The organism is Neochlamydia sp. AcF84 (assembly GCF_011087585.1).
GTDB lineage: Bacteria > Chlamydiota > Chlamydiia > Chlamydiales > Parachlamydiaceae > Neochlamydia.
In genome coordinates this window covers 1-25,996 of the sequence record NZ_VJOT01000053.1, presented here as the reverse complement: position 1 = coordinate 25,996, position 25,996 = coordinate 1, and the positions used below count along the sequence as shown (strand labels likewise).

27 protein-coding genes, 1 tRNA gene and 4 pseudogenes are annotated in these 25,996 nt (G+C 38.2%); 19 read left to right on the top strand and 13 right to left on the bottom strand.

Annotation, left to right across the window (positions count from 1 at the left end; all coding sequences use genetic code 11):
* Positions 1 to 202 (bottom strand): hypothetical protein (locus NEOC84_RS09785; RefSeq protein ID WP_207391819.1); only part of this gene is annotated, 202 nt, incomplete at its 3' end.
* On the opposite strand from NEOC84_RS09785, the gene NEOC84_RS06170 reads away from it, so the two are divergent.
* The 6 genes from NEOC84_RS06170 (at position 186) to NEOC84_RS06145 (ending at position 4,124) form a co-directional block, all read left to right on the top strand.
* On the top strand, positions 186 to 431 hold the full coding sequence (locus tag NEOC84_RS06170) for a hypothetical protein (protein WP_166156745.1): 246 nt from the start codon (positions 186 to 188) through the stop codon (positions 429 to 431). The two genes, NEOC84_RS09785 and NEOC84_RS06170, sit on opposite strands and share 17 nt — an antisense overlap.
* 1 nt (position 432) lies before the next feature.
* Positions 433 to 633, top strand: coding sequence for a type II toxin-antitoxin system RelE/ParE family toxin (locus NEOC84_RS06165; protein ID WP_213156206.1), 201 nt, complete (start codon positions 433 to 435; stop codon positions 631 to 633).
* 124 nt (positions 634 to 757) lie between these two features.
* Positions 758 to 2,242: a DUF648 domain-containing protein gene (locus tag NEOC84_RS06160; RefSeq protein WP_166156742.1), complete on the top strand. Its 1,485-nt coding sequence runs from the start codon at positions 758 to 760 to the stop codon at positions 2,240 to 2,242.
* A 193-nt stretch (positions 2,243 to 2,435) separates the two neighbouring features.
* Positions 2,436 to 2,699: a hypothetical protein gene (locus tag NEOC84_RS06155; protein ID WP_166156739.1), complete on the top strand. Its 264-nt coding sequence runs from the start codon at positions 2,436 to 2,438 to the stop codon at positions 2,697 to 2,699.
* Positions 2,700 to 3,632: 933 nt separating this feature from the next.
* On the top strand, positions 3,633 to 3,857 hold the full coding sequence (locus NEOC84_RS06150; protein ID WP_166156736.1) for a hypothetical protein: 225 nt from the start codon (positions 3,633 to 3,635) through the stop codon (positions 3,855 to 3,857).
* Positions 3,858 to 4,124 (top strand): type II toxin-antitoxin system YafQ family toxin, encoded by a 267-nt coding sequence (locus tag NEOC84_RS06145; protein WP_166156733.1) that lies wholly within the window; start codon positions 3,858 to 3,860, stop codon positions 4,122 to 4,124.
* A 343-nt stretch (positions 4,125 to 4,467) separates the two neighbouring features.
* Here NEOC84_RS06145 and NEOC84_RS06140 read toward each other — a convergent pair whose 3' ends face one another.
* The 5 genes and pseudogenes from NEOC84_RS06140 to NEOC84_RS06115 all read right to left on the bottom strand — a co-directional run.
* A complete protein-coding gene (locus NEOC84_RS06140; protein WP_166156729.1) occupies positions 4,468 to 4,686 on the bottom strand; it encodes a hypothetical protein in 219 nt (72 codons plus the stop codon).
* Positions 4,683 to 4,886, bottom strand: coding sequence for a M15 family metallopeptidase (locus tag NEOC84_RS06135; RefSeq protein ID WP_166156727.1), 204 nt, complete (start codon positions 4,884 to 4,886; stop codon positions 4,683 to 4,685). The genes NEOC84_RS06140 and NEOC84_RS06135 overlap by 4 nt, the downstream gene beginning before the upstream one ends.
* A gap of 381 nt (positions 4,887 to 5,267) precedes the next feature.
* A complete protein-coding gene (locus NEOC84_RS06125; protein WP_166156724.1) occupies positions 5,268 to 6,131 on the bottom strand; it encodes a C40 family peptidase in 864 nt (287 codons plus the stop codon).
* A gap of 78 nt (positions 6,132 to 6,209) precedes the next feature.
* Positions 6,210 to 6,572 carry a hypothetical protein gene (locus tag NEOC84_RS06120; protein WP_166156721.1) on the bottom strand — a complete coding sequence of 121 codons (363 nt, stop codon included), beginning with the start codon at positions 6,570 to 6,572 and terminating at the stop codon, positions 6,210 to 6,212.
* A 42-nt stretch (positions 6,573 to 6,614) separates the two neighbouring features.
* Positions 6,615 to 6,905: pseudogene (locus NEOC84_RS06115) on the bottom strand (hypothetical protein); the annotation flags it as partial.
* Between the two features lie 423 nt (positions 6,906 to 7,328).
* Here NEOC84_RS06115 and NEOC84_RS10190 point away from each other — a divergent pair.
* Positions 7,329 to 7,466: pseudogene (locus NEOC84_RS10190) on the top strand (type II toxin-antitoxin system RelE/ParE family toxin); the annotation flags it as partial.
* A gap of 353 nt (positions 7,467 to 7,819) precedes the next feature.
* Here the strand turns inward: NEOC84_RS10190 and NEOC84_RS06110 are convergent.
* On the bottom strand, positions 7,820 to 8,518 hold the full coding sequence (locus tag NEOC84_RS06110; protein WP_166156718.1) for a hypothetical protein: 699 nt from the start codon (positions 8,516 to 8,518) through the stop codon (positions 7,820 to 7,822).
* 653 nt (positions 8,519 to 9,171) lie between these two features.
* Between NEOC84_RS06110 and NEOC84_RS06105 the strand changes: the two are divergent.
* The 3 genes and pseudogenes from NEOC84_RS06105 to NEOC84_RS06095 all read left to right on the top strand — a co-directional run.
* A pseudogene (locus NEOC84_RS06105) lies at positions 9,172 to 9,642 on the top strand (DUF6155 family protein); the annotation flags it as partial.
* Between the two features lie 183 nt (positions 9,643 to 9,825).
* Positions 9,826 to 10,041, top strand: a pseudogene (locus NEOC84_RS06100) (calcium-binding protein); the annotation flags it as partial.
* Positions 10,042 to 10,145: 104 nt separating this feature from the next.
* Positions 10,146 to 11,003, top strand: a complete 858-nt coding sequence (locus NEOC84_RS06095) for an NUDIX domain-containing protein (RefSeq protein WP_166156709.1) — start codon at positions 10,146 to 10,148, stop codon at positions 11,001 to 11,003.
* Positions 11,004 to 11,236: 233 nt separating this feature from the next.
* Here the strand turns inward: NEOC84_RS06095 and NEOC84_RS09965 are convergent, their stop codons facing one another.
* From NEOC84_RS09965 to NEOC84_RS06085, 3 genes are all read right to left on the bottom strand, one after another.
* Positions 11,237 to 11,491 carry a tyrosine-type recombinase/integrase gene (locus tag NEOC84_RS09965; RefSeq protein ID WP_242678216.1) on the bottom strand — a complete coding sequence of 85 codons (255 nt, stop codon included), beginning with the start codon at positions 11,489 to 11,491 and terminating at the stop codon, positions 11,237 to 11,239.
* A gap of 388 nt (positions 11,492 to 11,879) precedes the next feature.
* On the bottom strand, positions 11,880 to 12,035 hold the full coding sequence (locus tag NEOC84_RS09960) for a hypothetical protein (protein ID WP_242678215.1): 156 nt from the start codon (positions 12,033 to 12,035) through the stop codon (positions 11,880 to 11,882).
* A 180-nt stretch (positions 12,036 to 12,215) separates the two neighbouring features.
* Positions 12,216 to 12,289, bottom strand: a tRNA-Ile gene (locus tag NEOC84_RS06085).
* Between the two features lie 427 nt (positions 12,290 to 12,716).
* Between NEOC84_RS06085 and nusB the strand changes: the two genes are divergently transcribed.
* From nusB to NEOC84_RS06065, 4 genes are read left to right on the top strand one after another with little or no spacing between them, the layout of a single operon-like run.
* Positions 12,717 to 13,229 carry a transcription antitermination factor NusB gene (gene nusB / locus NEOC84_RS06080; RefSeq protein ID WP_166156706.1) on the top strand — a complete coding sequence of 171 codons (513 nt, stop codon included), beginning with the start codon at positions 12,717 to 12,719 and terminating at the stop codon, positions 13,227 to 13,229.
* Between the two features lie 4 nt (positions 13,230 to 13,233).
* Positions 13,234 to 14,124: a UDP-N-acetylmuramate dehydrogenase gene (murB, locus tag NEOC84_RS06075; RefSeq protein WP_166156703.1), complete on the top strand. Its 891-nt coding sequence runs from the start codon at positions 13,234 to 13,236 to the stop codon at positions 14,122 to 14,124.
* Entirely contained in the window at positions 14,121 to 14,978 is an 858-nt protein-coding gene (locus NEOC84_RS06070; protein WP_166156700.1) for a PHP domain-containing protein, read from the top strand. Before murB ends, NEOC84_RS06070 begins: the two co-directional genes overlap by 4 nt.
* Entirely contained in the window at positions 14,978 to 16,204 is a 1,227-nt protein-coding gene (locus NEOC84_RS06065; RefSeq protein WP_166156651.1) for a Mur ligase family protein, read from the top strand. The genes NEOC84_RS06070 and NEOC84_RS06065 overlap by 1 nt, the downstream gene beginning before the upstream one ends.
* A gap of 13 nt (positions 16,205 to 16,217) precedes the next feature.
* On the opposite strand, the gene cydB is transcribed toward NEOC84_RS06065, so the two are convergent.
* Positions 16,218 to 17,249 carry a cytochrome d ubiquinol oxidase subunit II gene (gene cydB / locus NEOC84_RS06060; RefSeq protein WP_166156648.1) on the bottom strand — a complete coding sequence of 344 codons (1,032 nt, stop codon included), beginning with the start codon at positions 17,247 to 17,249 and terminating at the stop codon, positions 16,218 to 16,220.
* On the bottom strand, positions 17,246 to 18,649 hold the full coding sequence (locus NEOC84_RS06055; protein ID WP_166156645.1) for a cytochrome ubiquinol oxidase subunit I: 1,404 nt from the start codon (positions 18,647 to 18,649) through the stop codon (positions 17,246 to 17,248). The genes cydB and NEOC84_RS06055 overlap by 4 nt, the downstream gene beginning before the upstream one ends.
* 110 nt (positions 18,650 to 18,759) lie before the next feature.
* On the opposite strand from NEOC84_RS06055, the gene folP reads away from it, so the two are divergent.
* From folP to NEOC84_RS06035, 4 genes are read left to right on the top strand one after another with little or no spacing between them, the layout of a single operon-like run.
* Complete coding sequence (gene folP, locus NEOC84_RS06050) at positions 18,760 to 19,554, top strand: dihydropteroate synthase (protein WP_166156642.1); 795 nt, start codon at positions 18,760 to 18,762, stop codon at positions 19,552 to 19,554.
* Positions 19,555 to 19,562: 8 nt separating this feature from the next.
* A complete protein-coding gene (gene cdaA, locus NEOC84_RS06045; protein WP_166156639.1) occupies positions 19,563 to 20,366 on the top strand; it encodes a diadenylate cyclase CdaA in 804 nt (267 codons plus the stop codon).
* Positions 20,354 to 21,604, top strand: a complete 1,251-nt coding sequence (locus NEOC84_RS06040; protein ID WP_166156636.1) for a hypothetical protein — start codon at positions 20,354 to 20,356, stop codon at positions 21,602 to 21,604. Before cdaA ends, NEOC84_RS06040 begins: the two co-directional genes overlap by 13 nt.
* A 2-nt stretch (positions 21,605 to 21,606) precedes the next feature.
* A complete protein-coding gene (locus NEOC84_RS06035; protein WP_166156633.1) occupies positions 21,607 to 22,305 on the top strand; it encodes a 16S rRNA (uracil(1498)-N(3))-methyltransferase in 699 nt (232 codons plus the stop codon).
* Positions 22,306 to 22,326: 21 nt separating this feature from the next.
* On the opposite strand, the gene NEOC84_RS06030 is transcribed toward NEOC84_RS06035, so the two are convergent.
* Positions 22,327 to 23,514: a glycosyltransferase gene (locus tag NEOC84_RS06030; RefSeq protein ID WP_166156630.1), complete on the bottom strand. Its 1,188-nt coding sequence runs from the start codon at positions 23,512 to 23,514 to the stop codon at positions 22,327 to 22,329.
* A gap of 270 nt (positions 23,515 to 23,784) precedes the next feature.
* Between NEOC84_RS06030 and NEOC84_RS06025 the strand changes: the two genes are divergently transcribed.
* The gene (locus NEOC84_RS06025) at positions 23,785 to 25,827 is read left to right on the top strand and encodes a RhoGEF domain-containing protein (RefSeq protein WP_166156627.1); all 2,043 of its coding nucleotides are present in this window, start codon (positions 23,785 to 23,787) and stop codon (positions 25,825 to 25,827) included.
* Positions 25,828 to 25,996: the final 169 nt, after the last annotated feature.

The window sequence follows — 25,996 nt, the reverse complement described above, 5'->3', positions numbered from 1 at the left end:
GCCCCCCCCCCCCCGCGAGCAAATGATCAGCTATGGCTGTGCCTCCATTTTCCAGGCTAGCATATTGGGCAGACACTTTTTGTCCGCCTTTGTAACTATAGCGGGTTAGCATTTCATAAGTAACACCCAATACATGAATTGCACGGATTTCTGCGTTTCTGTAGAATAAAGTAGGTTTTGGAGTTATGGCTAATACACACAAAGCACATTTAACCCTAGATATGGATCCAGAGGAACATGCGTATTTAAAAATAGCTTGTGCTAAGTTAGGGGTCACTATGCGGCAATTCATGCTTCTTGCAACATTTGAGAAGATGGAAAAAGTCGAGGATGATTGGCTGGCTGAAAAAGCTTATCAAACTCTAAAGCGCATTGAGGGTGGAGAGGAAAAAACATCTTCCTGGAAGAAAGCAAGAGAGCGTTTAATATGAAATTGAAATCTCCGAGAGCGCCGAAAAATTCCTTAAGAAAGTTCCCAAAACAGATCGCTCTAGAATTATGGAAAAAATTGGCATGTTAGCAGATGATCAGATGCCTTCAGGAAGCATTAAGTTACAAGGCCAAAAAACTGCTTTATATCGCATACGTTCGGGAGATTATCGTATTGTGTATTCCATCAAAAAAGTGTTCTAATCGTCCTGGTTGTTGAAATTGGACATAGGCGAGAGGTGTATCGCTAGGTTGTGGGAAGAACCAGCTGCTCGTGCTCTAAGGCAAATTTTCTCAAGCTTATGTCATAAAATTAGGATAACTATAAATGTCTAAATTAAGTTTTTTTACCCCTATAACTTATCAAACTTCTCCAAAGTCTACTGCTCTTTTCCTTCTTGAGAAGGTAGATAATTATTTTTATTTAGGGGGAAAGAAGGCTCAGGTAATTCAAGGTCGTACAAAAACAGGACAAGAAAAAGTTATTCTCTCAGAGACAAGATCTTCTGTCTTAGCAAGAGTGGGAAGATTTCTTTCTTATTTTACTATCATTATTCCGCTCATCATGCTTATCGCAAAGACTGCTTTGCGCTCACAGCATAGTTTTAAGCTCATCGATCCTAAGCAAAAACTTGAAAAAGGGATAAATATTTCAGAGGTTACAGCAGCCAAGATCCAACAACTTATTCCCAAGATCATTAGCAGAGAAGATGATGAAGCTATAAAATGGCTAGCAAAAGGAAATAATTTAGTTTTCAGAATTAAAGAAACCTCAAATGTTGTTTATAAAATGGCTCGCCCAGGGATTTCAGTTTTTCGAGGTGGTAAGTGGCTAAATTCTAAAGCCATTAGTAATGAGCGCTTTGATAATATGATTGAAGCGAAGAAGGTATGCTTAGCTAATGACTTAGGTCTATTAATTATACCTCATGGCAGAAAATTTGATGTTGAAGTCAGCGGAGTAGCTTACACACTCATTGCTGAAGAGAGTCTTGACTTTAATCCTAATGAAAGTGCACAGGAAGAACTTTATCATACATACTCTAGAGAATTAAATGAAACAGCACGCCAACTTGCCATCTTCGTAGCAAAGACAGGTTTTAATGATGTTACCTGGCGCAATATTCCTATTCTAAATGAAATTCCTGAGTTTCATGGCCCTAGACGTGTTGCTCTTATTGACCTTGAGCATATGAATAGTGCAATAAATGGTTTCCTTGGTTACTTTAACAAAAATGGTTTTCTTGGTGACTTTAACGGAAGTCGTGGTTTGGTTCATTGTGTATCGGAGGAACAGATCGACATTGTAATTGCAGAAGCTCGTAAACAAGGAGTTGCCATCTCTACAGTGCAGGCAAAAGAAGCTAAGGCCCGCCGTTTAAAAGAATTTGAAGATGACAAGCGGTTGCGTACTCTTTATACCGACAAAGGTGTGGTGACCGGCAAAGAGCCTATACAAGTTGACTTAGCCTCTTTGGGCTTAGATTTAACCGAAGAAAGTGATTTAAAATGGGAAAAGCAAACTGTTACTTTAAGAGAAGTCGCAGAAGATGTTATCGCTGAAATGAACAGACTTATTCAAAATAGTTCTGACCAAGCATCAACTAAAGGTAAGCGTTACTTTGTTTTAAACACAAGCAAAGATCCTTTTAGTATATATAGCACCCTTGGACTTCCTTCTGCTAAAGTGTTCATTACTGAGGAAGAAGAAAAGCAGCTGTGGCTGCGTCGTATTGTTCAAGCTCTGGTTGATAAAGGGCATATATTTAAACTGGACCAAGTCAACGGGCATGGCTATTTTATTCAGGCTTAGCCAGAAAAGGATGGATACAGGCAAAGCTTGTATCCATAAAAAATTTAGCCTTACACCTGAGAGGATCCAGTTTCATCTTTAGTAATGCTACGTTAATCTTTATTTCCATTTTTCCATATAAAAAATTTCATTTTCCTTTCCATCATTCACAGAAGAGTACAAATGTGCTAAACTACAGGAAAGGAGGGAAGGTATGACTGCACAGCAACATCATCACGAACATGCAAGAATGACCATAGATATGCCCTATGAAGAGCATAAGAGACTTAAAGCTATGGCAGCTTTTATGGGAGTCACTCTTAAAGACCTTATTCTTAGTTGTCTTAGAGATCATTTGCTTAGTGATAATGAACCAAACGATAAGACATTAAAAGCCTTTAAAGAAACGGATGAAGGAAAAGATTTAGTGCGTTGCAAGAACTTCAATGACTTTATTGATAAGCTTGGTCTCAAATAAATGCTCAAAATTTCTTATCGCAACCAATTCAAAAAAGAATTGCATCAACAAGAAAAACGAGGAAAAGACATGAAAAAATTCTTCGAAGTAGCTGAGAAGCTTGCTCGCGAAAACCTCTCAGACCAAAATACAGAAAACACAGACTCTTTGGAAAGTTTAAAGGGCAGTGGGAATGTCATATTGAGCCTGGCTGATTGCTTGTTTATCTCAAAACTGAGGAAGAGATCATTTTGAAAGAACCGGAACGTATTCTAATCTCTTTAAATAACTACCAAAGGCCGTCAATGAAACTTTCTCTTGAAAGAATATATTCAAGAAAAGCTCTTCTTCCTTCTAGGATGGCCTTAGGACGCATTCCATGCTTCCATGAAGCTTTTCTCTGAATAGCTGATCCTTCTGTTATCTTAGCCCCAGTTGGCTTTCCACCTTGTAGCCGGCATGGACAGTTTGCCCTAGCCGGCTTGCCTACGCGGTTAATGGTTATTCGTCCTAGCTTTTGCGTCGCATGTTTTCTCGAACATGGGATACCTTGCTTTATTGTTTCAACCTCAGTCTTGCTCAAAAGCGCGCATGAGTACTGGTAAAAAAGTAGGACAACCTGGAGTTGAACCAGGGGCCGACGGGTGATGAGGGCGGGAGAACACCGACATACCCAATATTATTCAGCCGCTAGGCGTAATAGCGGCAAAGGATTTAAAACCAAAAGGCTATTGAACTCTGCGGGATTTTGTTGGGAAAATCTGCATGTCAGTGAACCGCGCAATCAATTCCTTATGCTATGCATGACCTCCGTGCGTGCCTGGTTGCCCAGTAAGCCATTAAAAATTTTTCGCGACTTTTCATGTTTTTGTTTCCTTATTTCTTTATTTCTGGTATTTTAAAAATAAAGAACGATGGAGGGGAATTATGTCTGCAAAAGGTCATATGTCCAGAATGACTATAGACGTTCCGGAAGAAGATCATAAAAGGCTTAAAGCTCTTGCCGCAGTTTTAGGTAAAAGCATGCGGGAGATCATTATTGGATGGATACACGAACATCTTTATAGTACCAACACTCCAAATGCTGAGACCCTTGAAGCTATAAAACAAATTGAGACGGGCGAAAATCTAGTTGAAAGCGACAATATCGATGATCTCTTCAAAAAACTCGGTATCTAGATGCTTAAACCTATTCATCTACGCCTGTTTGAAAAGGAAGTAGCCAAAACAAAGAAACGAGGCAAGGATATAGAGAAACTCAAAGAAGTGATGAGGCTTTTAACTTTTGAAGAACCGCTGCCACCAAAAAATCGCAATCATAAGCTAAAGGGTGATTATGTGGGTTACTGGGAATGCCACATTGAGCCTGATTGGCTACTGGTCTATAAAAAGACAGAAACGGAAATTATCTTTGCAAGAACAGGTTCTCATTCGGATCTTTTTTGAAGTGAAAAACTAATTTTTATACGATGATTATGATGAATAAAGGCGTGGAAGTTATCACAAATTATCAAAAGAAACATCTACTGGAGGAAACTTGGTATCATCTTACCATCCTTTAAAATCAAAATGCCACCATTCAGTTGAGAGTCCTTAAAGCCCGTGCTTCATCATTATCTATCTAAGCAATCCTCTGTTATAAACCGCAAATTCTAAAACGTTGGAGTAATCGCTGTGTGCTCTTTCTGTAAAATCATCAAAGTCTTTGTTGGCATTTCTAACTCATATCTATAACCATCAACCAAAGTAAGATTAGCAGCTGCCCATCTAGACCGATACCTCAGGCCATTCAAGACTCTCCAATAACAACAGGAAGGGGTTCATCAATAAGAACCCATTTTTTATCTTGATCTGCCTTCTCAAACAATTGCATGTATCCGCCCTTCTCCTCCCAACTTTCAGTAGTAACGACTAATAGCTGTAAATGGCTTTCCATGCTGTTAATAGCAATACAGTAACCATGGGAAATAAATGCTATGAGAAAATAAATGGCTGTGAGTAGTTTCACTTAAACATTTCTGAAACATCTTTAAGATCTTTTTCATAATGAAGATAATTGACATATGCTCTCTCGACTTGCCAATCACCGCCCCATTTCCAACCTCTTTTAGTAAAGGCTTTGTAGCAAACCGTATCTGGACAAATCATACCTTTAATACGGTTTCCTTTATCGAGATAGGGATGCTTGTTTCGGGGATGAGTAGTCATCCTCTGCAATAAGGGGTGTAAAGAGGATTAATGTCGATTGCTAACCCGTAACTATGCTTTGAAAAAACATTCGTGACACCAGCTATCAGGCGAGAGCAAAATGAATAGCTATTGTTACCTTGCGCAGACCATTAATCAATGCCTTCTTAAACGCCTACGAGCATCATTTTTTTTAAATGAGGCAACCTTAATGCATATTTTCGTCAAATTCCCAATAGCTAATGGAAATCTACCGTGAATCTTCTATGGGCACAGGATTATTTTTCTCTCCAAGAATAAAACATCTGTTCAAAAATTTGGGTTGTAATCGGTGAAATTATTCTCTCAAAAACGTTCGCAATCAATTGATAAAATAAAGACAAAAATTAAGCGATCAAATATCTAAGCATTGTTTTTTTTCCTTAAGGTGCGTGCTGTTCGATAAATCCATTTACCCGAACCATTCCATTCCGGATCAGATAGGCTGCTAATATGGATGTAAGGAGCATTTTCCGCGACGGTAGCATGAATAAATTGGCCAGATCCTATATACATTCCCACATGGCGAATTTTATCCTCACTTAAGCCAAAAAATATCAAATCACTAGGTAGCATATCGTTTATTTCGATTGGTGCCAACCCTTCCCACTTAACCTGATCCTTAGCATCTCTTGGTAGATACACGCCCATTTGACGATATAACATTTGAACAAAGCCAGAACAGTCGTATCCGAAGCTAGAACGACCTCCCCATGTATAAGGCAATCCTAAAAATTGGAGGCTAAATGGCACAATCTGATCACGACTAATGACAGCCTGATTTAAGATAATGTCGCCACGTTGAATAAATGCCTCGCGCTCATCAAACATAAGAACCTTAACCCACCGGCTATTGTTGTCATTTCCGAGATCGATAACTTTTAAGACACTTTCAAATGGGATTGTCAATATAGGACCGTAGATCGTATCGGGTACATGATAAAGATGCGCCATACAACGATTGACCTTTGCAGTTGCACAAGAATTTTCATAAAAATTGTTTTGCTCGTGACAAAGCTGATTACTCTTGACCCAGCCTTGGTAATGATCTATTGTTGTTTCTACTTTTGTCCAATCAAGGTTTTCTTCAATCACATTCACTTGCTCTGAGAAATATGCCTGAGAAACAATTTCAGACGTGTCCTTCGGAAGTTCTCTCATATTGGTGACGGGAACGTTGATGTAGTGAAACAAAAGTGTAGAAGCCAAAAACACACAATTCATCATTTCATGCTCCATTCCATTTTTGCTACAAATCTTATCATTTGGGATTCGCCACTTACAAGATGTTTTTGACTGAGCATGCTAAAGAGATGTTTTTTCTAGATGAACTATCATGCCTTTTGAATATTCTGGAAAATCGCTATAGTATCTGTTCTTTAGTTGCGACCATACTTTCCAGCATTTAATGCATTTTGAAGTCTTTTCTTTAGCCATACCATTGAGAAGAGGTCTATCAAACAACCATCTCTCAAGTTCATTAGATTCTTGCAAATCAGTCGAGCCATGAAGCCAACATCTCGAACTTTTGACTCCCCACTGAGCATCCGAAAGTTGTTCAAAATCAAGTTTATCCTTCTGTGCTATAATCCAAAAATCGCGAAACTTCTGCAGCTCCGATTTCAGGTCTAGTAGTATAGATTGTGCTTCTTCTATAGATCTATTCATGCCCTTTCCTTCACTTGTTGATCCATGGTTCATATTGAACCTCTATGCATTCTGCTCCAATGCTTGAGGTATCTCCTGAGTATTTATGATTTCTTGTACAGCTTCGGTTTTCTTGAGATTAAACTTCTTTACAATACCCTCTGAATCGTGCTTGGTCATTTCAGCTTGTATATGGGTATAGCGGTCTAGCATTTGCAAGGTTCTATGCCTCATGGCTGTTGATAATTCGATAGTGCTAGCCCCTTGCTTAGATGCTTCTGTGGAATAGGTGGGGTGTAAATCATGAAAGTGTACGTCGTCCAACCCTGCTTTCTTTGCTACTACTTGCCAAGCTTTTTGATAACAATCTTTCCGAAGGCTGTCTTACTCGCAAATAGCAGGGGTTGAGTTGGATTGTCGATTATGAGTAAAGCCCTTTCCTTCAAAAGAAAGTTGCTATTCAGGTGAACGAGTGCATAAACTCCTAAGCGTACTTTCCAGTATTCCAGGTGTCGAAGCACATCCTTGGCAGACTTTAAGTGATCCAAGATTCCGCCAGCCTTGTAGCGATCGACTAGCTCCAGGAACGTGCCCTGGTAATTGACTCGATCAGACTTATACTTGCCAGCTTTGATTTGCCGTTCAACAGCTTGCGCCCAGTCTTCCGCTCCCTTATTTAGGATTGAGTGGTTTTAGGATCATAAAGGACCTAGCACCTGAATACTTCAAAGAACAACCAAAAAATAAACAGAGAAAACTGCTCAAACTTTTTTGTCAATGGGAAATCAGGGAAAAATCTTCGACGAAATGAAATTTAGAAATGAAGGAGATGGGATCTACGCTTTTAAGCCCCAACCTGATCGTTATCTTGGCTTTTTCTTCAAAAGCAAAAAAATTATAGTGACGAACGCTTTTGTAAAAAGTTGCGCAATAGCAAAAAGGCTGTTATGGAGGTATTGCGGAAAAAGTGGAGGCGGGTAGACGCATTCAGAACTTTTGATTAGAAAAAGCTTGCTTTAATCTTGCCAGTTCTTCCTGAATATAAAAAAAATCTATAAAGCTGGGTTTATAAAAATGCGAAACATCACGAATATAATTTAGTTAAATATTGTGAATAAGTAATTGCTAAGGAGACAAATTTTTAGCAATAACTTAAAAGCGAAGAAGAGTCATGAAATTTTAGAAGCTGTGGAGCTCAAAAATAAAGGGTCAGCAATATTTTACACAGAATTGCTGGCCACATGCCCTTAATTTTATAAAAAATTGAATTAATCGTTAATTATCAATTCAAATTTGCTAGTAGGGTATATCCGATGATGAGGAGTATAGTTCATTTCAAGAGCATATATTGTACAACCACTTTTTAAGTTTGATTCAGCTATTGTAATATCCACTAGCTGAGTATCTACGAGTGTTGCGGTTGGAACACTTTTACCGTCGCTAATAAGCCGCAACCTCGGCCTACAAAATTCTCCCAGCTCTGCAATAATATCATATAAATTTTCAACTTTTTCTTTGGAGGAGATGGAAATAGTTTGTACTAAATAACCCTTGCTATCAACTTTTAGAACATTAAAAGCTTTTTCTGTAATAAGATAATTAGTCTTCAGTTGTTTTTTGAATGAACTTTCTTCTTCTTCTCCTGGCAAGTAATGTCCACTATATCGAAGCATGCTTTGAATTTTGCCATCTTTAATAAAACATAAAGCAGCAAAAGCTACAGGTTTTCCACTAAAAAATGATGAGTGATGAAAGATGCCTCTTTCTTTAGGGGCGATAAACATACTTCCCAGGCGATCCATTACAATCATTTCGCCATCACCTGTTTCAGTATCTAAGGGTTTGCTAGAATTATATAAACTAAGATCTGTGTTATAAAATAGGCCGTTTATTATATAGACTTGTTTATCTTCAAGACCTTGTTCTGTAAAATATTTTATTTTTTCATCAGCATACCATTTATTCATGCTTTTTAACTTAAAATTTGGCTCTGAAAATTGAATCTTAAAATACTCTTTATCGGTCAGTTTTTCTTTGGACTATTCACTAGCAACTTGCTGTAGGATATTAATGTATCTTCTTCTGAAGTGAAATTCGTCATAAGCATGCTTTTCGAATGAGGTTTTGATACCGACAACTTCATTTTGCTTAAAACTTGCAGAATGGTTTGCAACTTAACCGGCTGGATTCACTTCTTCCTCCTAGCTATTTAGAATTAATAGCTTATAATTTAATATAAGACAATATTATAAATATTAGCATGATCTTACGATTAACTAAAGAATTACTTGACATTCTATTTGAACCTGCGACCAGCGGGTTATGAGTCCGCAGACTTCTCACACTTCACAGCAGTTATTCGCTGCCCAAAACAATAAGACAGCATGATTACACTCTTAATTTCAATTACTAAGTGTTGAGATTTATTGATGCAAATAAGATGACAGTGTGCCGCCAGTGGGCCGCCAAATTTCATTTTCTGACAAATCGTAAAAAAAGTAGTTGTCGCAGGAATTTTCTCACGATAAAATGTCTTTTTCTTTAAATAGCAAAACCTGATTTATGTATGAGAATAAAAAAATTAAAAGAACATCTGCAAAAATAAGATCAAGACTCCTTACTAGATGAAATCTTGACGCTTTACAAAACTTTTGACTTTGTAAGGGAATACTATGATTCTCGTTTAGAACCTCGTACACCCTCTGATATAGTGCAAAAATACAAGAAAATTTTGGAAGAACAGTTTTGCCCCAAAAAGGGTTTTCCTGAGCTTAAATATTCAGTGGCAAGAAAAGCTATTAGCGATTTCAAAAAAGTGTGCGCTGATTATCTAAGTATTCTTGATCTTCAGCTCACTTATGTTGAATATGGGGTTAAATGCACCTTAGATTATGGGGATATTGACGAACGATTCTATAATAGCATGGAAAGCATGTTTGAAAAAACCTTGAAAGACATGGAAGAGTATGGGGTCCTAGAAAATTTTCAAAAGCGTTGTTTAAATATCCATGCTCAAACTCAAGATATGGGATGGGGGTTTGGGGACGCCATTGAGGGCTTGTACAAGGATTTTTTTGAAAAAATCCCTTAAATTCCTTTTATAATTACACTTTCAGCGCATGGAAATTTATGTTGCCTGTAAAAATGGTTCATTAAAAATCAAAAAAAAATTGGAAACATTATTTAAAGAATTTAACCAAAAAATTGAAGATCGCCTTGCATTGAAAATTATCGAGATGCTTACAATTAAGTCGGAACGAGGTATTACTATTTACAAGATACGATGACTATACCATTTAAGGCTAAGTGTATCCAATTAGCCAGCAAATCCCCGCTGAAAATAGATGAAATTAGTGCGATTATTGGTATGGGCGACGGAGAAAATTGCGAATACGATAGGTTTGCACAAGTGAAATGGAAAGATAAAGAAACACTTTGTGTACCATTGAAGCAGATGAAAGGTATTAATGTTGGTAATAAAATCAAGTAAGCATGAGAGGATTGGCCTTATTGGATTTTTCAAGGATATTATTTTTAATCACGCCCTATTGCATATTATCCCAATCATTGCTTGGAGAGGATAAATCAGATAACATGAATCAAATCATCAGACATGGAGCTTATGGAGTTATATTTCAAGATTCCCAAATTCTCCTCACTCAAAAGCAATCAGGACCTTATGAGGGATTATGGGGGCTTCCTGGGGGTGCTATTGAATTCGGTGAAACGCCAGAAGCAGCCCTTAGACGTGAGCTACTGGAAGAAGCTTCTATAGCCATTTCTAAGTTAGAATTTTTAAGTATAGTAACCTCTACTGGCCACTATGCTAATAACGGTGTTCTATATGGATTCCATCAAGTTGGCCTTCTTTATAAAATATTAGGTTGGGAGAAACAGCCAGGCTTAGTGCCTCAAGAAGAAAACCGTTGGGTTAAGCTCACTGACATCCTTCAAAAGGAATTAACTCCATTTGCTCTTCATGCGATCTTTAATCTACCAACAAGTGAAACATGGAGGCCTCATAACAGCATTAGGGGCAAAGTAATAGGTCTTGCAAAACACGAAAATCAATTGCTTGTCTGCGAGGTACTTAATGGTGATGGCCTTTTAAAAGGATGGTGTCCCATCGGAGGTAGTATTAAATTTGGTGAAAGTGCTGAAGAGGCTCTAAAGCGCGAAATTTATAAGAAGCTTGGATGTAATCTCGTCATTACAGGTGAACCTATAGTCTGCGAAAACATCTTTGAACATCAGGGGATTAAAAGACACGAAATTATTTTTACCTTTCCCATTAAGCTTTCAAATGAAACAATCTACACGAAAAATCGTTTTCAGCTTTATGAAGATAGAAGAGGTGCTCATTGGGTAGAATGGATTCCAATTGATCGGTTTGAAAGAAGTGAAGCCCTACTATTTCCTTCAATTATAGTAGACAAAATCGCAGAGATCTAAAGTCACTTGATTGCAAGAACTTCAATAAATATGTCGATTTGTTTAAGGAGTACTAATCGCTGAAAATCGATACAAAGTTACTCTTGATATGTGTGTACATGTTTTACAGAGAATTCAGGCAAGGAGATGGAGTCCTTCATTGATGCTTCGCCATGAAAGTACTTTGCATAGGCATTTCTATTCGAATAGTAAGCCATTAAATCCTTTTCAGGATTAAATACAGAATTTTTGCCTCATGCTAATGTATAAGGGCATTTTTTTAAATAATGGGATCGAAGAAGTACAAAAGCTTTTCCTACTATAGAAATAATTCGAGGTCTACCATTCTTTGTCTCTTTTAGGTAGATCTTTTGTCGATCAAAATTAATACAATCCCATGTTAATCCCAAAATCTCTTCTTGTCTCATCCCTATAGTAATGACCAAAAGCACAACAGGCAACCCATGTTCATTACGGCTATTTTTACATCTTCTAATAGTGCAAGACATTCGCCAGAAGAGGCAATCTTCTCCCTTCCTTTTGATTCTTTAAATTTAGTTACTCGTAGGCAGGGGTTATCATCAGTCATCCAACCGCATTCACGAATACCATATGCCATGACCGTTGAAAGCGGGGCCAAATAGCTCTTGACAGTAGCAAGAGAACGTTTAAGGTGTTTTGATGTTTTCGCTTCAGCAAGCTCTTGACACCATTGAGCAATCAAATCAGGTGAAATTTTAGTACACTATATTAGCCAATTTTATCATGTCACCAAGCAAGATGTCGCTGCATATTCCCAGCGTCTTTAGGCTTGATAAAAAGAGCGATTATTATGTCGCGATCAATAATATCTGTCAAAGTCTGCTGGCCTTTTTCTTTATCTGTAGGAGCATAACCTTATCGCTTACGTGCTTCTTCTATTTTGGCCCAATGCTTGGCCTCTTCTTTTGGAGGAAAGGTTTTAGATTTAGGAGGAAAGCCATCGCTTTGACGGATCATTACTCTATGGCAGAGGGCTTCATTTTTTTGGGGAAGTTTTTGAATCGTTGCCATCTAGCTCATGCTTCATTTTGGATGGTTAGCTTGAGCAGTGACAAGATTACTGTGATGATAATTGCTGGGATGTATAGGGCTGCGTGTGCCACGCACGACCCATTATAGTGGCTTGGGTTTTAATGATTGAGCGTAATCATCGTAAACTTTAAATACTGGATCTAAAGATTTTATAAAAAGTGGGGCAACCTGGACTTGAACCAGGGACCAACGGGTTATGAGTCCGTTGCTCTAACCAACTGAGCTATTGCCCCTAAGAAGTAAGTAGCATAACAAGGAAGATTTCATAAATCAAGTATTATTCAAATTTATTTGCTTTTAATGGCTAAATTCTACTTTCTCTCCCTTCAATTTTTTTTTACCAGCAAGTAAAAAATGACCTATAGTGGTGATTAGAAACTCAATATTGAATGAAAGCAAGGGTGCCTGTATCCTTTGACGATCAATTTTGAGCAATTTGATCAAGAGATGAGACAAACAAACTGCGTTAAGCCTATGCAAATGGGGAAAGGAATGTTTTTGGTCGCCATAGCCGCAAGGATAACCTTTTGCTCGCATAGCTCTACACTTATACCCTTTATTTTAAGAGAAGCACGAACACCTAGGGCAGAGATATTCTTAGTGATGCAATTGATGTTTATGAGCTAATCTTGTAGACTTAATCTCAAAAAGGAAACTGCAATGGCTCTTCCCCTACAAAAATTACGTGAAATTATTTTCCAGATGCTATACAGCTATGATATTGGAAAAGCTCATCAACAAGATATGATTGAGCTAATGATGAAAGAGTTAGCCGTTTCTCGCGCTTCGGTTATTATGGCTCAACAGAAAGTGGAGGAAATACAAGCTATCCAAGGCGAAATTGATGAAATGATTGCAGGTGCCTCTTTTTCTTATGCATTTGATCGTATTCAAACTGTCGAACGTAATATTTTGCGCCTAGGAGTTTATGAACTTTTCTTTGCAAGCAATATTCCCCCTAAGGTTGCTATAAGCGAAGCAGTCAGGATGTCACGAAAATTCAGTACTCCCGAATCAGCCAATTTTGTTAATGCCATTTTAGATACTTTGTACAAAGCACGAGCTGGTGAAGAAATAGACCTTCAAAAAATCTATAAAACTATTGAAGAAATGAATCAAAGCGAGGAAAAATCTAGCAGCCTTCCTTTAGAAAAAGAAATGGCTAAGGAATGAGACTGTGAATGATGATAAGCTATCTTCAAAGCTTCAGAATAACAAGCTACTAAAAAGCGTATGCACCTTCGGAATTGGAGGCGCTGCCCATTATTATCGAGAAGTCCATACGATTGAAGAGATGCAAGCAACTCTTATTTATTGTCATATCCACCATCTTCCTTTTTTTATTTTAGGAAAAGGGTCCAACTGCCTTTTTGATGATCGTGGATTTGCAGGCCTGGTGATTCATAATAAAATTGATTTTAAACATCAACAGCCAGAGGGAATCTTTCATGTAGGTGCGGGCTATAATTTCTCATTGCTGGGCTCCCAAACTGCTAGGGAGGGCTGGTCAGGCCTAGAATTTGCCTCTGGCATACCTGGCAGCGTAGGCGGTGCTGTCTATATGAATGCAGGTGCAAATGGACGAGAGACGCATGATGCTTTAAAATCCGTAGATTTTATCAATCAGCAGGGAGAATTAAAAACTTTTTATAAAGAAGAGCTTACTCATGCTTATCGCACCTCAATCTTCCAATCAATGCAAGGAGCTATTGTAGGAGCTACTTTTCAATTAAACCTTTCAAGCAAAGCACGCCAAAAGCAAATAGAAATTATTACTTATCGTAAGCAAACCCAACCTTACAGCAATAAATCAGCAGGATGTATTTTTCGCAATCCTGATCGCCATTATGCGGGGGCTTTGATAGAAAAAGCTGGTTTAAAAGGTACCCAGCTGGGAGGAGCGAAAGTTTCTGAAATTCATGCTAATTTCATCGTTAATGCAAATAACGCCACCTCTCAAGAAGTTTTAAAACTTATTGAACACATAAAAGAACAGGTAAAAATTCATTGCAAGATTGAGTTGGAAAGTGAAGTACGCTATATTCCTTATGAAGTGGAACGCGCATGAAAGAGTTCAGAGCAGATCTGCATTGTCATACTACATGTTCTGATGGAACCTCTTCACCGGAAGAGGTCATTAGAATGGCCGCTGAATTAGGCTTATCCGGCTTATCCATTACTGATCATGATACTATTGATGCCTATAGCCAAGTCCTACCTCTAGCACAACAGTTAGGTATGAAAATCATTCCGGGCGTAGAGTTTTCTTCTTTTCAAGGAGAGGTAAGCGTGCATGTTTTAGCCTATTCTTTTCCCATCGATAGCCCTATTATTAAAGATTTCTGTAAAAAACATGTGGAAAGACGCCTTCATCGCAATCGCGAAATTTTAAAAAAACTTGCCGCCCATGGATTTCCTTTAGAGGAAGAAGATGTGTTAGCAGCCATGGCCGGCAATAAGGTTTTAAATGCTAGCAGAACGATAGGCAGGCCTCATATTGCCTTAGCTATGCTTAAAAAAGGCTATATTCACTCTATTCCTGAGGCTTTTAATAAGTATTTAGGTGAAGGAAAAAGCTGCTATGCCCCCGGCGAGTATTTTACGTTGGAAGATACCATTAATATTATTCATCAAGCTAAAGGGTTGGCTATCATTGCCCATCCTCATCTGGTGGATAATCCCCCCACTTTGAAAAAGCTTTTGGAGATGAATTTTGATGGAATAGAATGTTATTATGCTAAATTCAATCAAAAAGCTCATAAGCGTTGGCTTAAAATAGCTAAACATCGCCAGTGGTTGATTACCGGCGGCTCAGATTATCATGGAGCCCTTAAACCCCATATACCTTTAGGCTCTTCCTGGGTTACCAAAGATCATTTTGATATCCTAAAAGACCATTTTGATAAAGTTTCCTTAAATTAATGACTACCATTTTCCCCTCCTATAAAGAATTAATTAAAAAGCTTTTTAGCGTTAATAAACATGGAGGAATGAAACTGGGGTTAAATAATATGTGCAGGCTACAAAGGATTTTAGACTTTCCTGCCAGCCACTATAAATGCATCCATGTAGCAGGATCGAATGGCAAAGGTTCGGTAACCACAAAAATAGCTAAGGCTTTACAAGCAGAAGGTTACCGTGTAGGTCTATTTACTTCTCCCCATATTTCAACTTTCCGTGAAAGAGTAAAAATTAATGGCCAGCTTATTGATGAAGAGGCCACGACAACCCTTCTAGACAAAATATTTACACACATTGCAAACGAGCAAATCCCGGCCACCTTTTTTGAAATCACTACGGCTCTAGCTTTGGCTTATTTTGCCCAGCAAGAGGTAGAATATGCTGTCTTAGAAGCTGGATTAGGAGGCCGGCTGGATGCCACCAATATTGTTACTCCTAAGCTCTCTATTATTACCTCCATTAGTCTGGAACATACCGAGTATTTAGGACAAACGGTAGAGGAAATTGCTAAGGAAAAAGCAGGAATTATTAAGGTTGGGGTCCCTGTTATCATTGGCCCCCGCGTTCCTAGACCTGTTGTTGAAAAGATCGCCAAGCTGCAAAATAGCCCTTTAACTCAAGTAACTGGTAATTTTAGTAATTTTGATGAGGAAAATAACGCGATTGCTAAGGCAGCTTTGCAAACACTTGCTGTCTCTGAAGATTCTCTTCAGCTTGGTCTTAAAGCATTGCCGCCTTGCCGACTTGAGCTTGTCTGCCAGGCACCACCTACACTTCTTGATGTAGGACATAATCCGGATGGCCTTAGCCACCTTTTTAAGGCCATTAGACAAAGGTATCCCCACAGGCCCTTACGGATTATTTTTGGTTTATCCAAGACTAAAGACGTAGAGGGTTGCTTAAGAGTTCTTAAAGAATATGGGGAGCATTTTCATTTGATTGAGGCTTCTAATGGTCGCGGCGTAGAAGTTGCCGTTCTTTACCAAAAAATGATCGAGCATCACTTTCCTTTAAGCTCTATTTCCATTGACACTACCATCCCTTATACCACTCAAAAAGCCCTACTTCTTGCTAAACAGCATCAACAAGTTTTAATTATTTGTGGCACTTTTTTTATTATGCAAGAAGTACGTGCCAGCTTAAAAATAGAGGAGCCTACGGATGACTACGATCTTAACGAAAGATAGCCCTTTAAGCTTTTTAGTAACTTGTAGGATCTAGCTTTACTTTACCATAGAAAACTTTATAAATAACAATGGTGTAAGCTACCACAAGAGGAACTCCTATGGCCGCTATTAATAATAAAATTTCCAAGGTTTTTGCTGTAGACGAAGAGTTATAAATGGTTAAACTTAAAGCCTGAGGATCGTTAACAGCGCGCACCACGGCTGGATAGGTACCTGCTCCATAGAGAGCCATTAAGCATATTATATTTCCGCACGAAGAGAGAAAAGCCCAACCCTCACGTCCTTTGGAGATTTCTCGAGGGATATTGGCAATCAAAAGCACATTGATAACGGCAATGATAAAAAGATCTTTGCGACTCCTTACGCTTTCAGCCATATGAGGAAAATAGATTAAAGTAGCTACGGTGGTAATGGCATAAAGAACTATAAAGAAAATAATCGCAGGATTGACTTTTTGACGAAGTCTATCGTGCAAGGACCCTTCAGTTTTCATCACCAGATAAATAGCTCCATGCATCATAAATAGCGCTAATGCCATCATGCCTACCAAAAGAGCATAAGGATGCAATAATGTCCAAAATGTGCCTATAAATTCTCCATTCTCATCTAAAGGGATTCCTACAATCAGATTGCCTATAGTTATTCCTAAAGTTAAAGAGATAATCACACTAGCTATAGTAAACATGCTATCCCATGTCCAACGCCACCATGCCATAGGTTGCTTACTACGAAATTCGATAGCGACGGCGCGGAAAATTAGTCCTGTAAGTAAGATCATAATAGGAGTATAAAAGGCTGAGCATAAAGTGGCATAAACTTGGGGAAAGCCCGCAAAAAGGGCCCCTCCTGCGGTCACTAGCCAAACTCCATTGCCATCCCATACGGGAGCTATAGAATTAAGAATAATGCGTCGCTCGTAATCATTTGCGCCCACTAGGTGCATCATTCCCACACCTAGATCAAATCCATCCAAAATAGCATAGCCAGTTAGAAGGATAACAAAAACCATGAACCATATAACTTGTAAATTTTCTAAAGCAATCATTCCTTTTCCTTATCTTGGGTAAAAACGTCTTGAACAAGTACATATTGCTGATGATAGGGAGTAGAGACATCTCCAACCGCTAGGTCCATAGGACCATGTTTAAACTTTTCATTGAGCATGTAAACAAATAGAATAAATAACAAAGTATAAACAATTCCAAATAGAATGATCGAACCTAATACTTGCTCTGCTACCACAGATTTAGAAAGGCCCTCAGAAATTCTAAGCAAGCCCTGCACAATCCAAGGATAGCGTCCCATCTCCGCCGTTACCCATCCTGCCTGATTACCGATTTGAGGAAAAAAAGAAGATGCCACTAGAAGACGGAGCATCCATTTTTTCTGAAATAAGGTTCCTTTGCGCCACAAATAAATAGCTAATAGAGTGGTCATCATCATACAAGCCCAAGTGGCTATCATAAGATGATAAGTTTGAAAAACCACAGATACGCGGGGCCAATCCTTGCGGGGAACAGTGTCTAAACCTTTTACCTCAGCATTAAAATCACGAAAAGTTAAAAAGCTTAATAGATAAGGAATTTTGAAGCCATAATCTAAGGTTTGTGTCTCGGAATTGGGAATGCCCCAAATAGATAAGGGTGCCCCTTTTTGAGTCTTGTAAAGGCCTTCTATTGCGGCCAGCTTAGCCGGCTGGTATTTGGCAATTATACGAGCGCTCGTATCCCCTGTTATTAATTGTAAAATGCAGGCAACTAGCGCCACACTCAAGCCAATCTTTAAAGAATTTTTAGCAAATTCATGATGGCGCTTCTTCAAAATATAATAAGCCGCTAAGCTGATCACCAAAAAAGCTCCTGCCAACCAGCATCCAATAATAGTATGAAATAAGCGAGTCATGGAAGAAGGATTAAAAACCATTGCCCAAAAATCGGTAATCACTGCCCGCGCTTTGATTCCCTCTCCCTCAATCACAAAGCCGGCAGGAGTCTGCATCCAGGAATTGGCCACTACAATCCAAATAGCACTAAAATGTGCACCCAAGCAGACCATCCAAGTAGCAAAATAATGCATGCGTGGGCTTACCCGATTCCATCCAAAAAGAAGCAAAGCTAAAAACCCTGATTCTAAAAAGAAAGCAAAAACTCCTTCTGCCGCAAGGGCACTACCGAATACATCTCCCACAAAGCGTGAATAATTGGCCCAATTTGTGCCAAATTCAAATTCCATCACTATTCCGGTAGCTACACCCATAGCAAAAGTTAAAGCAAAGACTTTAGTCCAAAATTTGGCCATTTCCAAATAGATAGGATCTTTAGTTTTTATATAAATTCCTTCCATAATGACTAATATAAGGCCTATGCCAATACTTAGAGGAGGGTAAATATAATGAAACATAATGGTCAGAGCAAATTGGAATCGCGCTAGTATTTCTACATCCATTTATAAACCTTCGCTTTTTTTAAGATAAGCTCAGCTTAATGAAATAAAAATTTTCATCAAATAAAAAACCTAATGTTGTATGCTTTTATCGATTTTACCAAGGCAATAAAATGAGCAAGACCCAACTCATGGGCATTTTGAATGCTACCCCTGATTCATTTTATGATAAAGGTCGTTTTTTTGAGATAACTTCAGCTGTAGCCCGAGGACATCAGATGCTAGCTGAAGGTGCCGACATCTTAGATGTGGGGGGTGAATCTACACGTCCAGGAGCTCCTGTCGTTTCTTTAGAAGAAGAAATAAAAAGAGTAATTCCCCTGATTCGGCATCTAAAACAGGAGCTATCCATCCCTATTTCTATCGATACGATGAAACCTCAGGTGGCTGCCGAAGCCGTCGAAGCAGGAGCTACCTGGATAAACGATGTAGGAGGCTTTCGCCATTCAGCCATGCGTGAAATAGCGGCCTCCTCCGGAGTAAAATTATGTGTCATGCATATGCAAGGCACCCCTCAAACCATGCAAAATGCTCCTAGTTATGAAGCATCTATTATCGATCATTTAAAGCATTGGTTCTCTAATGTGGTTAATACATTAATGCAGTCGGGAGTTAAAGAGCATAATATTGTCTTAGACCCAGGCATTGGCTTTGGAAAAACCGTTGCCCATAATCTTGAAATCATACACAATTTGGCAGAGCTTAAGAAGCTAGGGTTTCCTGTCTTACTTGGAGTTTCGCGAAAGTCTTTCATGGGCAAGATACTTAACAAATCGACAGATGAGCTATTACCTGCAACCTTGGCAATTAATTCGGTTGCCATCCTTTCCCATGTAGATTTTATTCGTGTGCATGATATCCAAGCGCACCGCGATATCATTGATTTATTAAGTGTTTATAATAAGTAAAAAAAGCTATGCATATACTCAGTTGGTTTATTCCTGCTATTGAAATTGCTGTAATTGCCATCGTGGTTTATTATTTACTCTCTTTTTTTTGGAATACGCGCACGATGGACCTTTTATTCGGTCTGTTAGCAGTTGCTTGTATTTATGCCTTATCAATTTGGTTGCATCTGCCTGTGATTGAAAAGCTTATTCATTATTTTGTTAGTGTAGCGGTAGTGGCCCTATTAATCATCTTTCAACCAGAACTACGGCTGGCACTTTCCATGCTCAGCGTCAAAGGAAAAAAATATCGAGAAGTGACAGAATTTGATAAATTCTTGGATAGTATGGCTCAATCCATTTATCGTCTTTCTGAAAAACGTGTAGGAGCTTTACTTGTCCTTGAAAATCAAGATTCTTTAGATGAGTATGCTAATAAAGCTGTCATTATGAACGCCAATTTTTCATCTGAGTTATTAGAATCCATCTTTATTAAGACGACCCCCTTACATGATGGAGCTGTCATTATTCGAGGTACCACTATTCTCTCAGCAGCAACCATTCTTCCTTTAGCAGACGATAGTTCGCAACTGTCAAAATCTATGGGCACTCGTCACCGTGCAGGATTAGGAACAAGCCAACATACAGATGCGCTAATCATAGTCATCTCAGAAGAAACAGGTAAGGTAGCTATAGCAAGAGATGGAATAATGACTAGAGGCGTCAAAATTGATCGCTTTAAAGGCATTATGCGCAGCATATTTACGCCTCCTAAGACTACTATTCAATCCAGCTTTGATGCGATAGGACGCTTAAAAACATGGAAACGTTAATCTATAAGATATTTTTAGAGAATTGGCAACGTAAAATAGTAGCGGTTGCATTAGCAGTTATCTTGTGGTTATGTGTAAACTATTCTATAACCGCCACTAAAACTATCCTGGGCGTGCCCATAAGAATTATCAATTTGCCCGCTGATAAGACGATTCAGGGTTTATTACCTAATGGTATTTTAAATAAACGTATAGCTCTCACTTTAAGCGGAAGAAAAAATGTTATTCATGAATTGGAACCAGGGGATTTAGAAGTCTTAATTGACTCTTCAAGTATTGATCGGGACGAATGGGTGCTTCTCATCACTAAAAAAAATTTAATTAGCTTAAGTCCAGATATTGATCTTGCCCATAGCATTTCTAATGTGGAGCATCCGGAGTTTATTATTAAAATGAGTCGCCTTATCGCTGCAAAAATACCTATAACTATTCTCCCTCCAATTGGAAACAGCCCTCCTGGCTATGAGCTCCTGGATATATGGCCTCAAAAGCTTATACAAACGCTAAGTGGTCCTGAAGAGGCGATCCAAAGCTTGAAAGCACGTGGCTTGGAAGTTGTCTTTGACTTAAATGAAATTACTAAATCCGAATTAGATGCTATTCACAGTGCTCATCTAAATGCCCAAAATGATGAAATTAGCTTCCCTATTCCTAATCATTGGAAAGAAGTGGCCATTCCTTTTCATAATAATAGTTTGGAAGAAATTAATGATCCTGAAGCTCAACATTTACGCATCGACTTTTTAAGAAATGAATTTATTCCCATCGATAAAGAAATTCCCATTCGCATCTTTTACCCTTTAAAAACCTTAGAAGATATCAATCCTCAAACGTGCACTTTAGCAATTAGTGATAAAGTAAAAGAACGGCATGGAACAACCATTTTTACTCAAAAAATATTCACCAAAAATGTCAGTAGCCTGTTTATGGAGATTATTAAACCAAATATGGAAATTGTTATCAGCGCGGCCCCCAAAAATGAACGAGAAACGTTACTTTGGAGCTTAGAAGTTGTGGCGGCTGAAGATTTAGAAAACACCTATGTCGCTTATTTCCTGGGTGATCTGCTAAAATCTCTTTATAACCCCGACATTGCTCTCTCCCCCCAGCACCAAGAAACCTTGTTACGCAAACGTTTCCGTGATTATTTGCAAAAAATAACCTTATATTCTTCCCCCGACCAAAAGTTACAGATTGACAGCTATTGGGAAGACAAATTTATTAAGGTCAAAAGCTAATTATGCCTTCTACACGTTTTTTTCTTTGCTCCAGGCTACAGGCCGGCCAGGAAGTTATCTTAGAGGGTAATGAATTTCATCATTTAGCGCATGTCATGCGTTTAGAAGAAGGTGAGCAAGCTGAATTTGTTAATGGCGCAGGAACCCTTGCGATAGGTGTTTTAAAGCAGCGAGAAAAAAAACAGGCTAGATTCGTTATCGAATCTTTCATTCAACAAGAAAAGACTGGCCCTGAATTAATCCTCGCTCAAGGATTGCCTCGGCTTAATCGTCTAGATTTTATCATTGAAAAAAGCACTGAATTGGGAGCTACTCAAATCTGGCTATTTCCCGGCCAAAGTAGTGAGCGAAAATCCCTTACTGAGCATCAATTGAAACGAATGGAGAGTTTAATGATTGCCGCTATGAAGCAATGTGGACGCCTCTATCTTCCGTCATTAGTCATTAAGCCTGCACTTAATCAATGGAACTCATTGAAAATTCCTGCTTTCTTTGGAGATGTGCGAGAGAAAGCCCCTTTCTTTTGGCACATTCATTCTCCCGGTAAAGAGGCCCTTTTTTTTATAGGTCCTGAAGCGGGCTTTACCCCAGTAGAGATAGAACGATTAGGGCAAATAGGTGCGCAGGGTGTGAAACTTCATCCAAATATCTTACGTGCCGATACCGCTGCTTTGGTTGCTTTAAGCATTATGAGCCAATAGATAAACTCCGGCAGGCATTCTTTATCCTTCCTCTATTGGAGGGAGATTCTCAAAGCCATCAAACAGCTGTTGTGCTCGTACATCCCAAGTATGCTCCTTCATCACTTTTTCACGTCCTTCAGCGATAACTTCTTCACGCTTTAAAGGTTTTTTCAAATATTCTTCTACCCAGGTGTTGACCTCCGCCCATGCGTGCGGCGAATAAATAAGAATGTTTTGCTCGTGTTCAAAATTTCTTCTAATCCAGAGATTATCGCTGGTAATAGGTAGAGCTCCACAAGCCAAACCATTAAAAATTCGTTCATGCGTACCATTTTTAAAAAAAGGCATGCTATTTAAGCATATTTTACTTTGTTTAAGGATTTCTAGGCCTTTTTCATAATTAACGGCCGGATGAATAGTCACATTTTGCATGGTTCTTAGGCTATGTTCCCATCCTAAAATGGGCTTTTCACGACGCCAGCAAAGATCTCCAAAGACATGGACCTGCGCATTTTTTATAGAGAGAATAAGCTCTGTACGATCTTTTCCGCGCATGTAGTTATCGACATAATAAGCATAATGAATAATTTTATCTTCTAATTCATTCTCATTATCGCAAGAACAAGCTTCCTCTTGCACTATTTTTTTAATCGCTGAATAGACGGAAGTCTTATTGTCGCTTAACACTATTTCAATTGTCTTTTCTATGATTTCTATATCATTTTTTTTCATTGTCTGACGCCAATAAGCACGCAAGTTTTCATGATCATAACAACTGCCTAAAAAGACAACTTCATAGGGTCTTTCTTGGTTCATAGCAGGTCCCAATTCCCTTTCTACAGCATGGGCAAGAAAAAAAGTTTTCGAAAAATTTTTAGAATAAATATAGTCGCAATCTCCATGGTCTACGCAGGTAATGATAGTATTTTTGCTTCTGAGTACATCTCTATAATTGTAGGCAGGATCGACAAAGAAGGCCAGATGAGGAACTCCCGTATGATCTGAAATATATTTGCCATCTTCTGAGATCATAGAATTAAATGAGCAGGTAAAAATGGTTTCCTGAGGATTACTTGCCCTTATAAATTCTCTACTCTGCTGCTGCAAAGTATGATAATCGATAATGCTTGTTTCAATGCCTAGACGATTAAAAGCTTCGGCGAAACGGGCACAAAAGTAGCGTTTAGATTCGTAAAGATTATAGTTAGAAAGAAAGGCGATATGCATATAAGATACTCTCCCATTATTCTTAACTTGCTATAACCTCCAATATTTTTCACCCAAAATTTACCTATTTCCTCATTTCCTTTTTAACTCTCCTTTGCTTGGCATACTTTTTGCTAATTTCTTATTAAGAAATAAATCATAACCATTCACAGTTGGCTTTATTTAACAAATTTAATGAAAATTTTAATATTAATAATTATAAAATTAATAATATAATTATAATTATAAAAAGATTTACCCATAAGATCTAATTAAGTAGGGAGTAATTCTATGTCAGTTCCCATATTTTCTAAATTGTCAAACCCTGTGGCCTCTTCTCAACATGATAGCCCTCCCAAACTCAACGGTTTTACCTTAGCGGCTGATGGCAAATCAGCTATTAAAGATGTTAAGCTTCAAGGAATAAAACTAAAATTTGTGGTCTCACTGGCTGATTGCAAATCTCCTGAAGATCAGCAAAAACGTTTAGCTTCATTTAGTTCAGAAAAAATTAGAAAAGCAGCTAGCTTAGCCATAGGATTGGGCCTAGGAAAAGAAAAAGAACTCAAACAAGTGAGCTTTGAGCATACGGCTGAAAGCAACTTATTAACAGCGACTAAACATTATGCTGATCAAAAAACTAATAAAGTCGATTCTAAATATTTTAACACCCTTGAAAAATTGTTAAGTGAGAGAGGAGATAAACCGGGTTTAAAGCGTCTAATAAAGCAAAAAAAATTGTACGAAAAAACTGTCCAGGCATGGAATAAACAGGGGAAATTAGATAAAAAAGCTGAAAGCATGGTAACTGCTTCTACAAAGATGTATTCAGAAAATATTAAGAAGCAGGTAACCAGCCAAATGCCAAAACAAGAAAGAGTTTCTAAACCCTTTCCTCCCCTTCCTCCCCTTCCCCCCAAAGCAGATTCTTCTCAGCAGGAAAAAATAGCTGGAACGGTTTCTAAAGAAGCAGAAAAGCCCTCTACCTTATTAGGTGCAGAAGAAGCAAAAAAATTTCATGCGTTCGAAGAGGAATTACTCGCTTTAGATTTACAAACTACCGGGGAAATAGAAAATCCGACAGGTAAAATTCTTACACAAGTAGATCAATCTGAAATCAATAAAGAAGAGACTTTGCCACCTAGCGATAAGAAGAAAGCTATATCAGAAGAAGACCAAGCAATCTTTAAAAAATTTGCTAAGCTTTTAGATGAATTAAATGATGAAAATAAAGGCCTTACTCTTAAATCTAATGGGACAATTGAAATTGCAAAAAGGCGCATTTTAAGCTTAGGAAGTTTTTTTAACCAAGGACGCAGTAAAAGCAGCCAAGCGGCCCTATCAAAAATATTAGCTACAATAGATTCGACTCTCCGTAGTGGCTATGACCCTCTTATTCCTAACGACTCAGGAGAACCTTTAGATATAAGGAAGTTATACAATAACTTTATTCAAAGTTCATATGGTGAAAAATTGATTATGAATTCACCTTCTATGGCTCATATGATTGTTAATCATTCACTAGCAAAAATTAATGAAAATGATCCCGAAATGGGTAAAAAATTAGAGGGTCAGTTTACGCGTTTAACGGCTAGCGACGAATATGATGGAAAAGCCATCTTACAGTTTATTAAAGATTTGCCTTTCAGCGTGGCTATTGCTCAATACAAAAATTCTACCGACTCTACTTCTAGTGCGCACCTCAGTCAACCCACTACTTTAAATTTTAATCCTGTGCCACTCACTTCACAATTAGATCAAGTGATAAATGAACTTATTACTACCGAAAAAAGTTATCTTAAGAACATTCATTTGTTGCTCCCTCATTCTTCTGAAAATAATGTTTTCCAACAACTATTGGATCATAAGGTTATCTCAGAAGAGGAACATGCTATTCTAACGCAAGGATGGCAAGAGCTAGCCAAGCAATCTGAATCATTAATTGGGCAGCTTGAGGCTATGCAAAAAAGCTCAGCAAATCCTTTAGAAGCTTTGGCTACTATTTTTTCTGCAAGCAATTTAGAAGATTACATAAAGTCTACAGGAATATTAGTTATAAAAAATATTCAACTCAATCGTTTGATAACAAAAATTTCAGGAACAGCAGAAGGAAAGAGTATTTTGCAAGGCTTTGAGAATAAGCCTCCTTATGTCAATTTAGGCTCTATATTTATTGGTCCTGTGCAAAGGCTTCCTCGCTTAGAGATGTTAATGAAAGAAGTAAGTAAAAGAAGTGGCGATCAAAATTTAAGAGAAGCACAAGCAGTTGCTGCTTTGGAAACAAATATAAAGACGCAGTTAAACTTTATCAATTCATTAACTCCTACTTTATAATAAGCAAGATTAAAAAAGAAAAAGAGATAAATAGCTTAACTAGCTAAATTTAAAAGAGCTAGATAAGGAAGAAAAAAGGATAAGCAAAGCAAGATAGAGTAATAGGAAAGGAGAAAAGTTTTTAGCAGTGCTGTTTAGTAAAGAAAAAAAAGCTTGGCGGCGACCTACT

Bases quoted from the DNA above. Each gene is read 5' to 3' on its own strand.
- cdaA (WP_166156639.1), top strand. From the start codon at position 19,563: ATGCATATACTCAGTTGGTTTATTCCTGCTATTGAAATTGCTGTAATT.
- NEOC84_RS06070 (WP_166156700.1), top strand. From the start codon at position 14,121: ATGAAAGAGTTCAGAGCAGATCTGCATTGTCATACTACATGTTCTGAT.
- NEOC84_RS06155 (WP_166156739.1), top strand. From the start codon at position 2,436: ATGACTGCACAGCAACATCATCACGAACATGCAAGAATGACCATAGAT.
- NEOC84_RS06030 (WP_166156630.1), bottom strand. From the start codon at position 23,514: ATGCATATCGCCTTTCTTTCTAACTATAATCTTTACGAATCTAAACGC.
- cydB (WP_166156648.1), bottom strand. From the start codon at position 17,249: ATGATTGCTTTAGAAAATTTACAAGTTATATGGTTCATGGTTTTTGTT.
- NEOC84_RS06040 (WP_166156636.1), top strand. From the start codon at position 20,354: ATGGAAACGTTAATCTATAAGATATTTTTAGAGAATTGGCAACGTAAA.
- NEOC84_RS06145 (WP_166156733.1), top strand. From the start codon at position 3,858: ATGCTTAAACCTATTCATCTACGCCTGTTTGAAAAGGAAGTAGCCAAA.
- nusB (WP_166156706.1), top strand. From the start codon at position 12,717: ATGGCTCTTCCCCTACAAAAATTACGTGAAATTATTTTCCAGATGCTA.
- NEOC84_RS06135 (WP_166156727.1), bottom strand. From the start codon at position 4,886: ATGACTACTCATCCCCGAAACAAGCATCCCTATCTCGATAAAGGAAAC.
- NEOC84_RS09960 (WP_242678215.1), bottom strand. From the start codon at position 12,035: ATGGCAACGATTCAAAAACTTCCCCAAAAAAATGAAGCCCTCTGCCAT.
- NEOC84_RS09965 (WP_242678216.1), bottom strand. From the start codon at position 11,491: ATGTCTTGCACTATTAGAAGATGTAAAAATAGCCGTAATGAACATGGG.
- folP (WP_166156642.1), top strand. From the start codon at position 18,760: ATGAGCAAGACCCAACTCATGGGCATTTTGAATGCTACCCCTGATTCA.
- NEOC84_RS06160 (WP_166156742.1), top strand. From the start codon at position 758: ATGTCTAAATTAAGTTTTTTTACCCCTATAACTTATCAAACTTCTCCA.
- NEOC84_RS06065 (WP_166156651.1), top strand. From the start codon at position 14,978: ATGACTACCATTTTCCCCTCCTATAAAGAATTAATTAAAAAGCTTTTT.
- NEOC84_RS06110 (WP_166156718.1), bottom strand. From the start codon at position 8,518: ATGAATAAATGGTATGCTGATGAAAAAATAAAATATTTTACAGAACAA.
- NEOC84_RS06150 (WP_166156736.1), top strand. From the start codon at position 3,633: ATGACTATAGACGTTCCGGAAGAAGATCATAAAAGGCTTAAAGCTCTT.
- NEOC84_RS06095 (WP_166156709.1), top strand. From the start codon at position 10,146: ATGAATCAAATCATCAGACATGGAGCTTATGGAGTTATATTTCAAGAT.
- NEOC84_RS06035 (WP_166156633.1), top strand. From the start codon at position 21,607: ATGCCTTCTACACGTTTTTTTCTTTGCTCCAGGCTACAGGCCGGCCAG.
- NEOC84_RS06170 (WP_166156745.1), top strand. From the start codon at position 186: ATGGCTAATACACACAAAGCACATTTAACCCTAGATATGGATCCAGAG.
- NEOC84_RS06125 (WP_166156724.1), bottom strand. From the start codon at position 6,131: ATGATGAATTGTGTGTTTTTGGCTTCTACACTTTTGTTTCACTACATC.
- NEOC84_RS06055 (WP_166156645.1), bottom strand. From the start codon at position 18,649: ATGGATGTAGAAATACTAGCGCGATTCCAATTTGCTCTGACCATTATG.
- NEOC84_RS06120 (WP_166156721.1), bottom strand. From the start codon at position 6,572: ATGAATAGATCTATAGAAGAAGCACAATCTATACTACTAGACCTGAAA.
- NEOC84_RS06025 (WP_166156627.1), top strand. From the start codon at position 23,785: ATGTCAGTTCCCATATTTTCTAAATTGTCAAACCCTGTGGCCTCTTCT.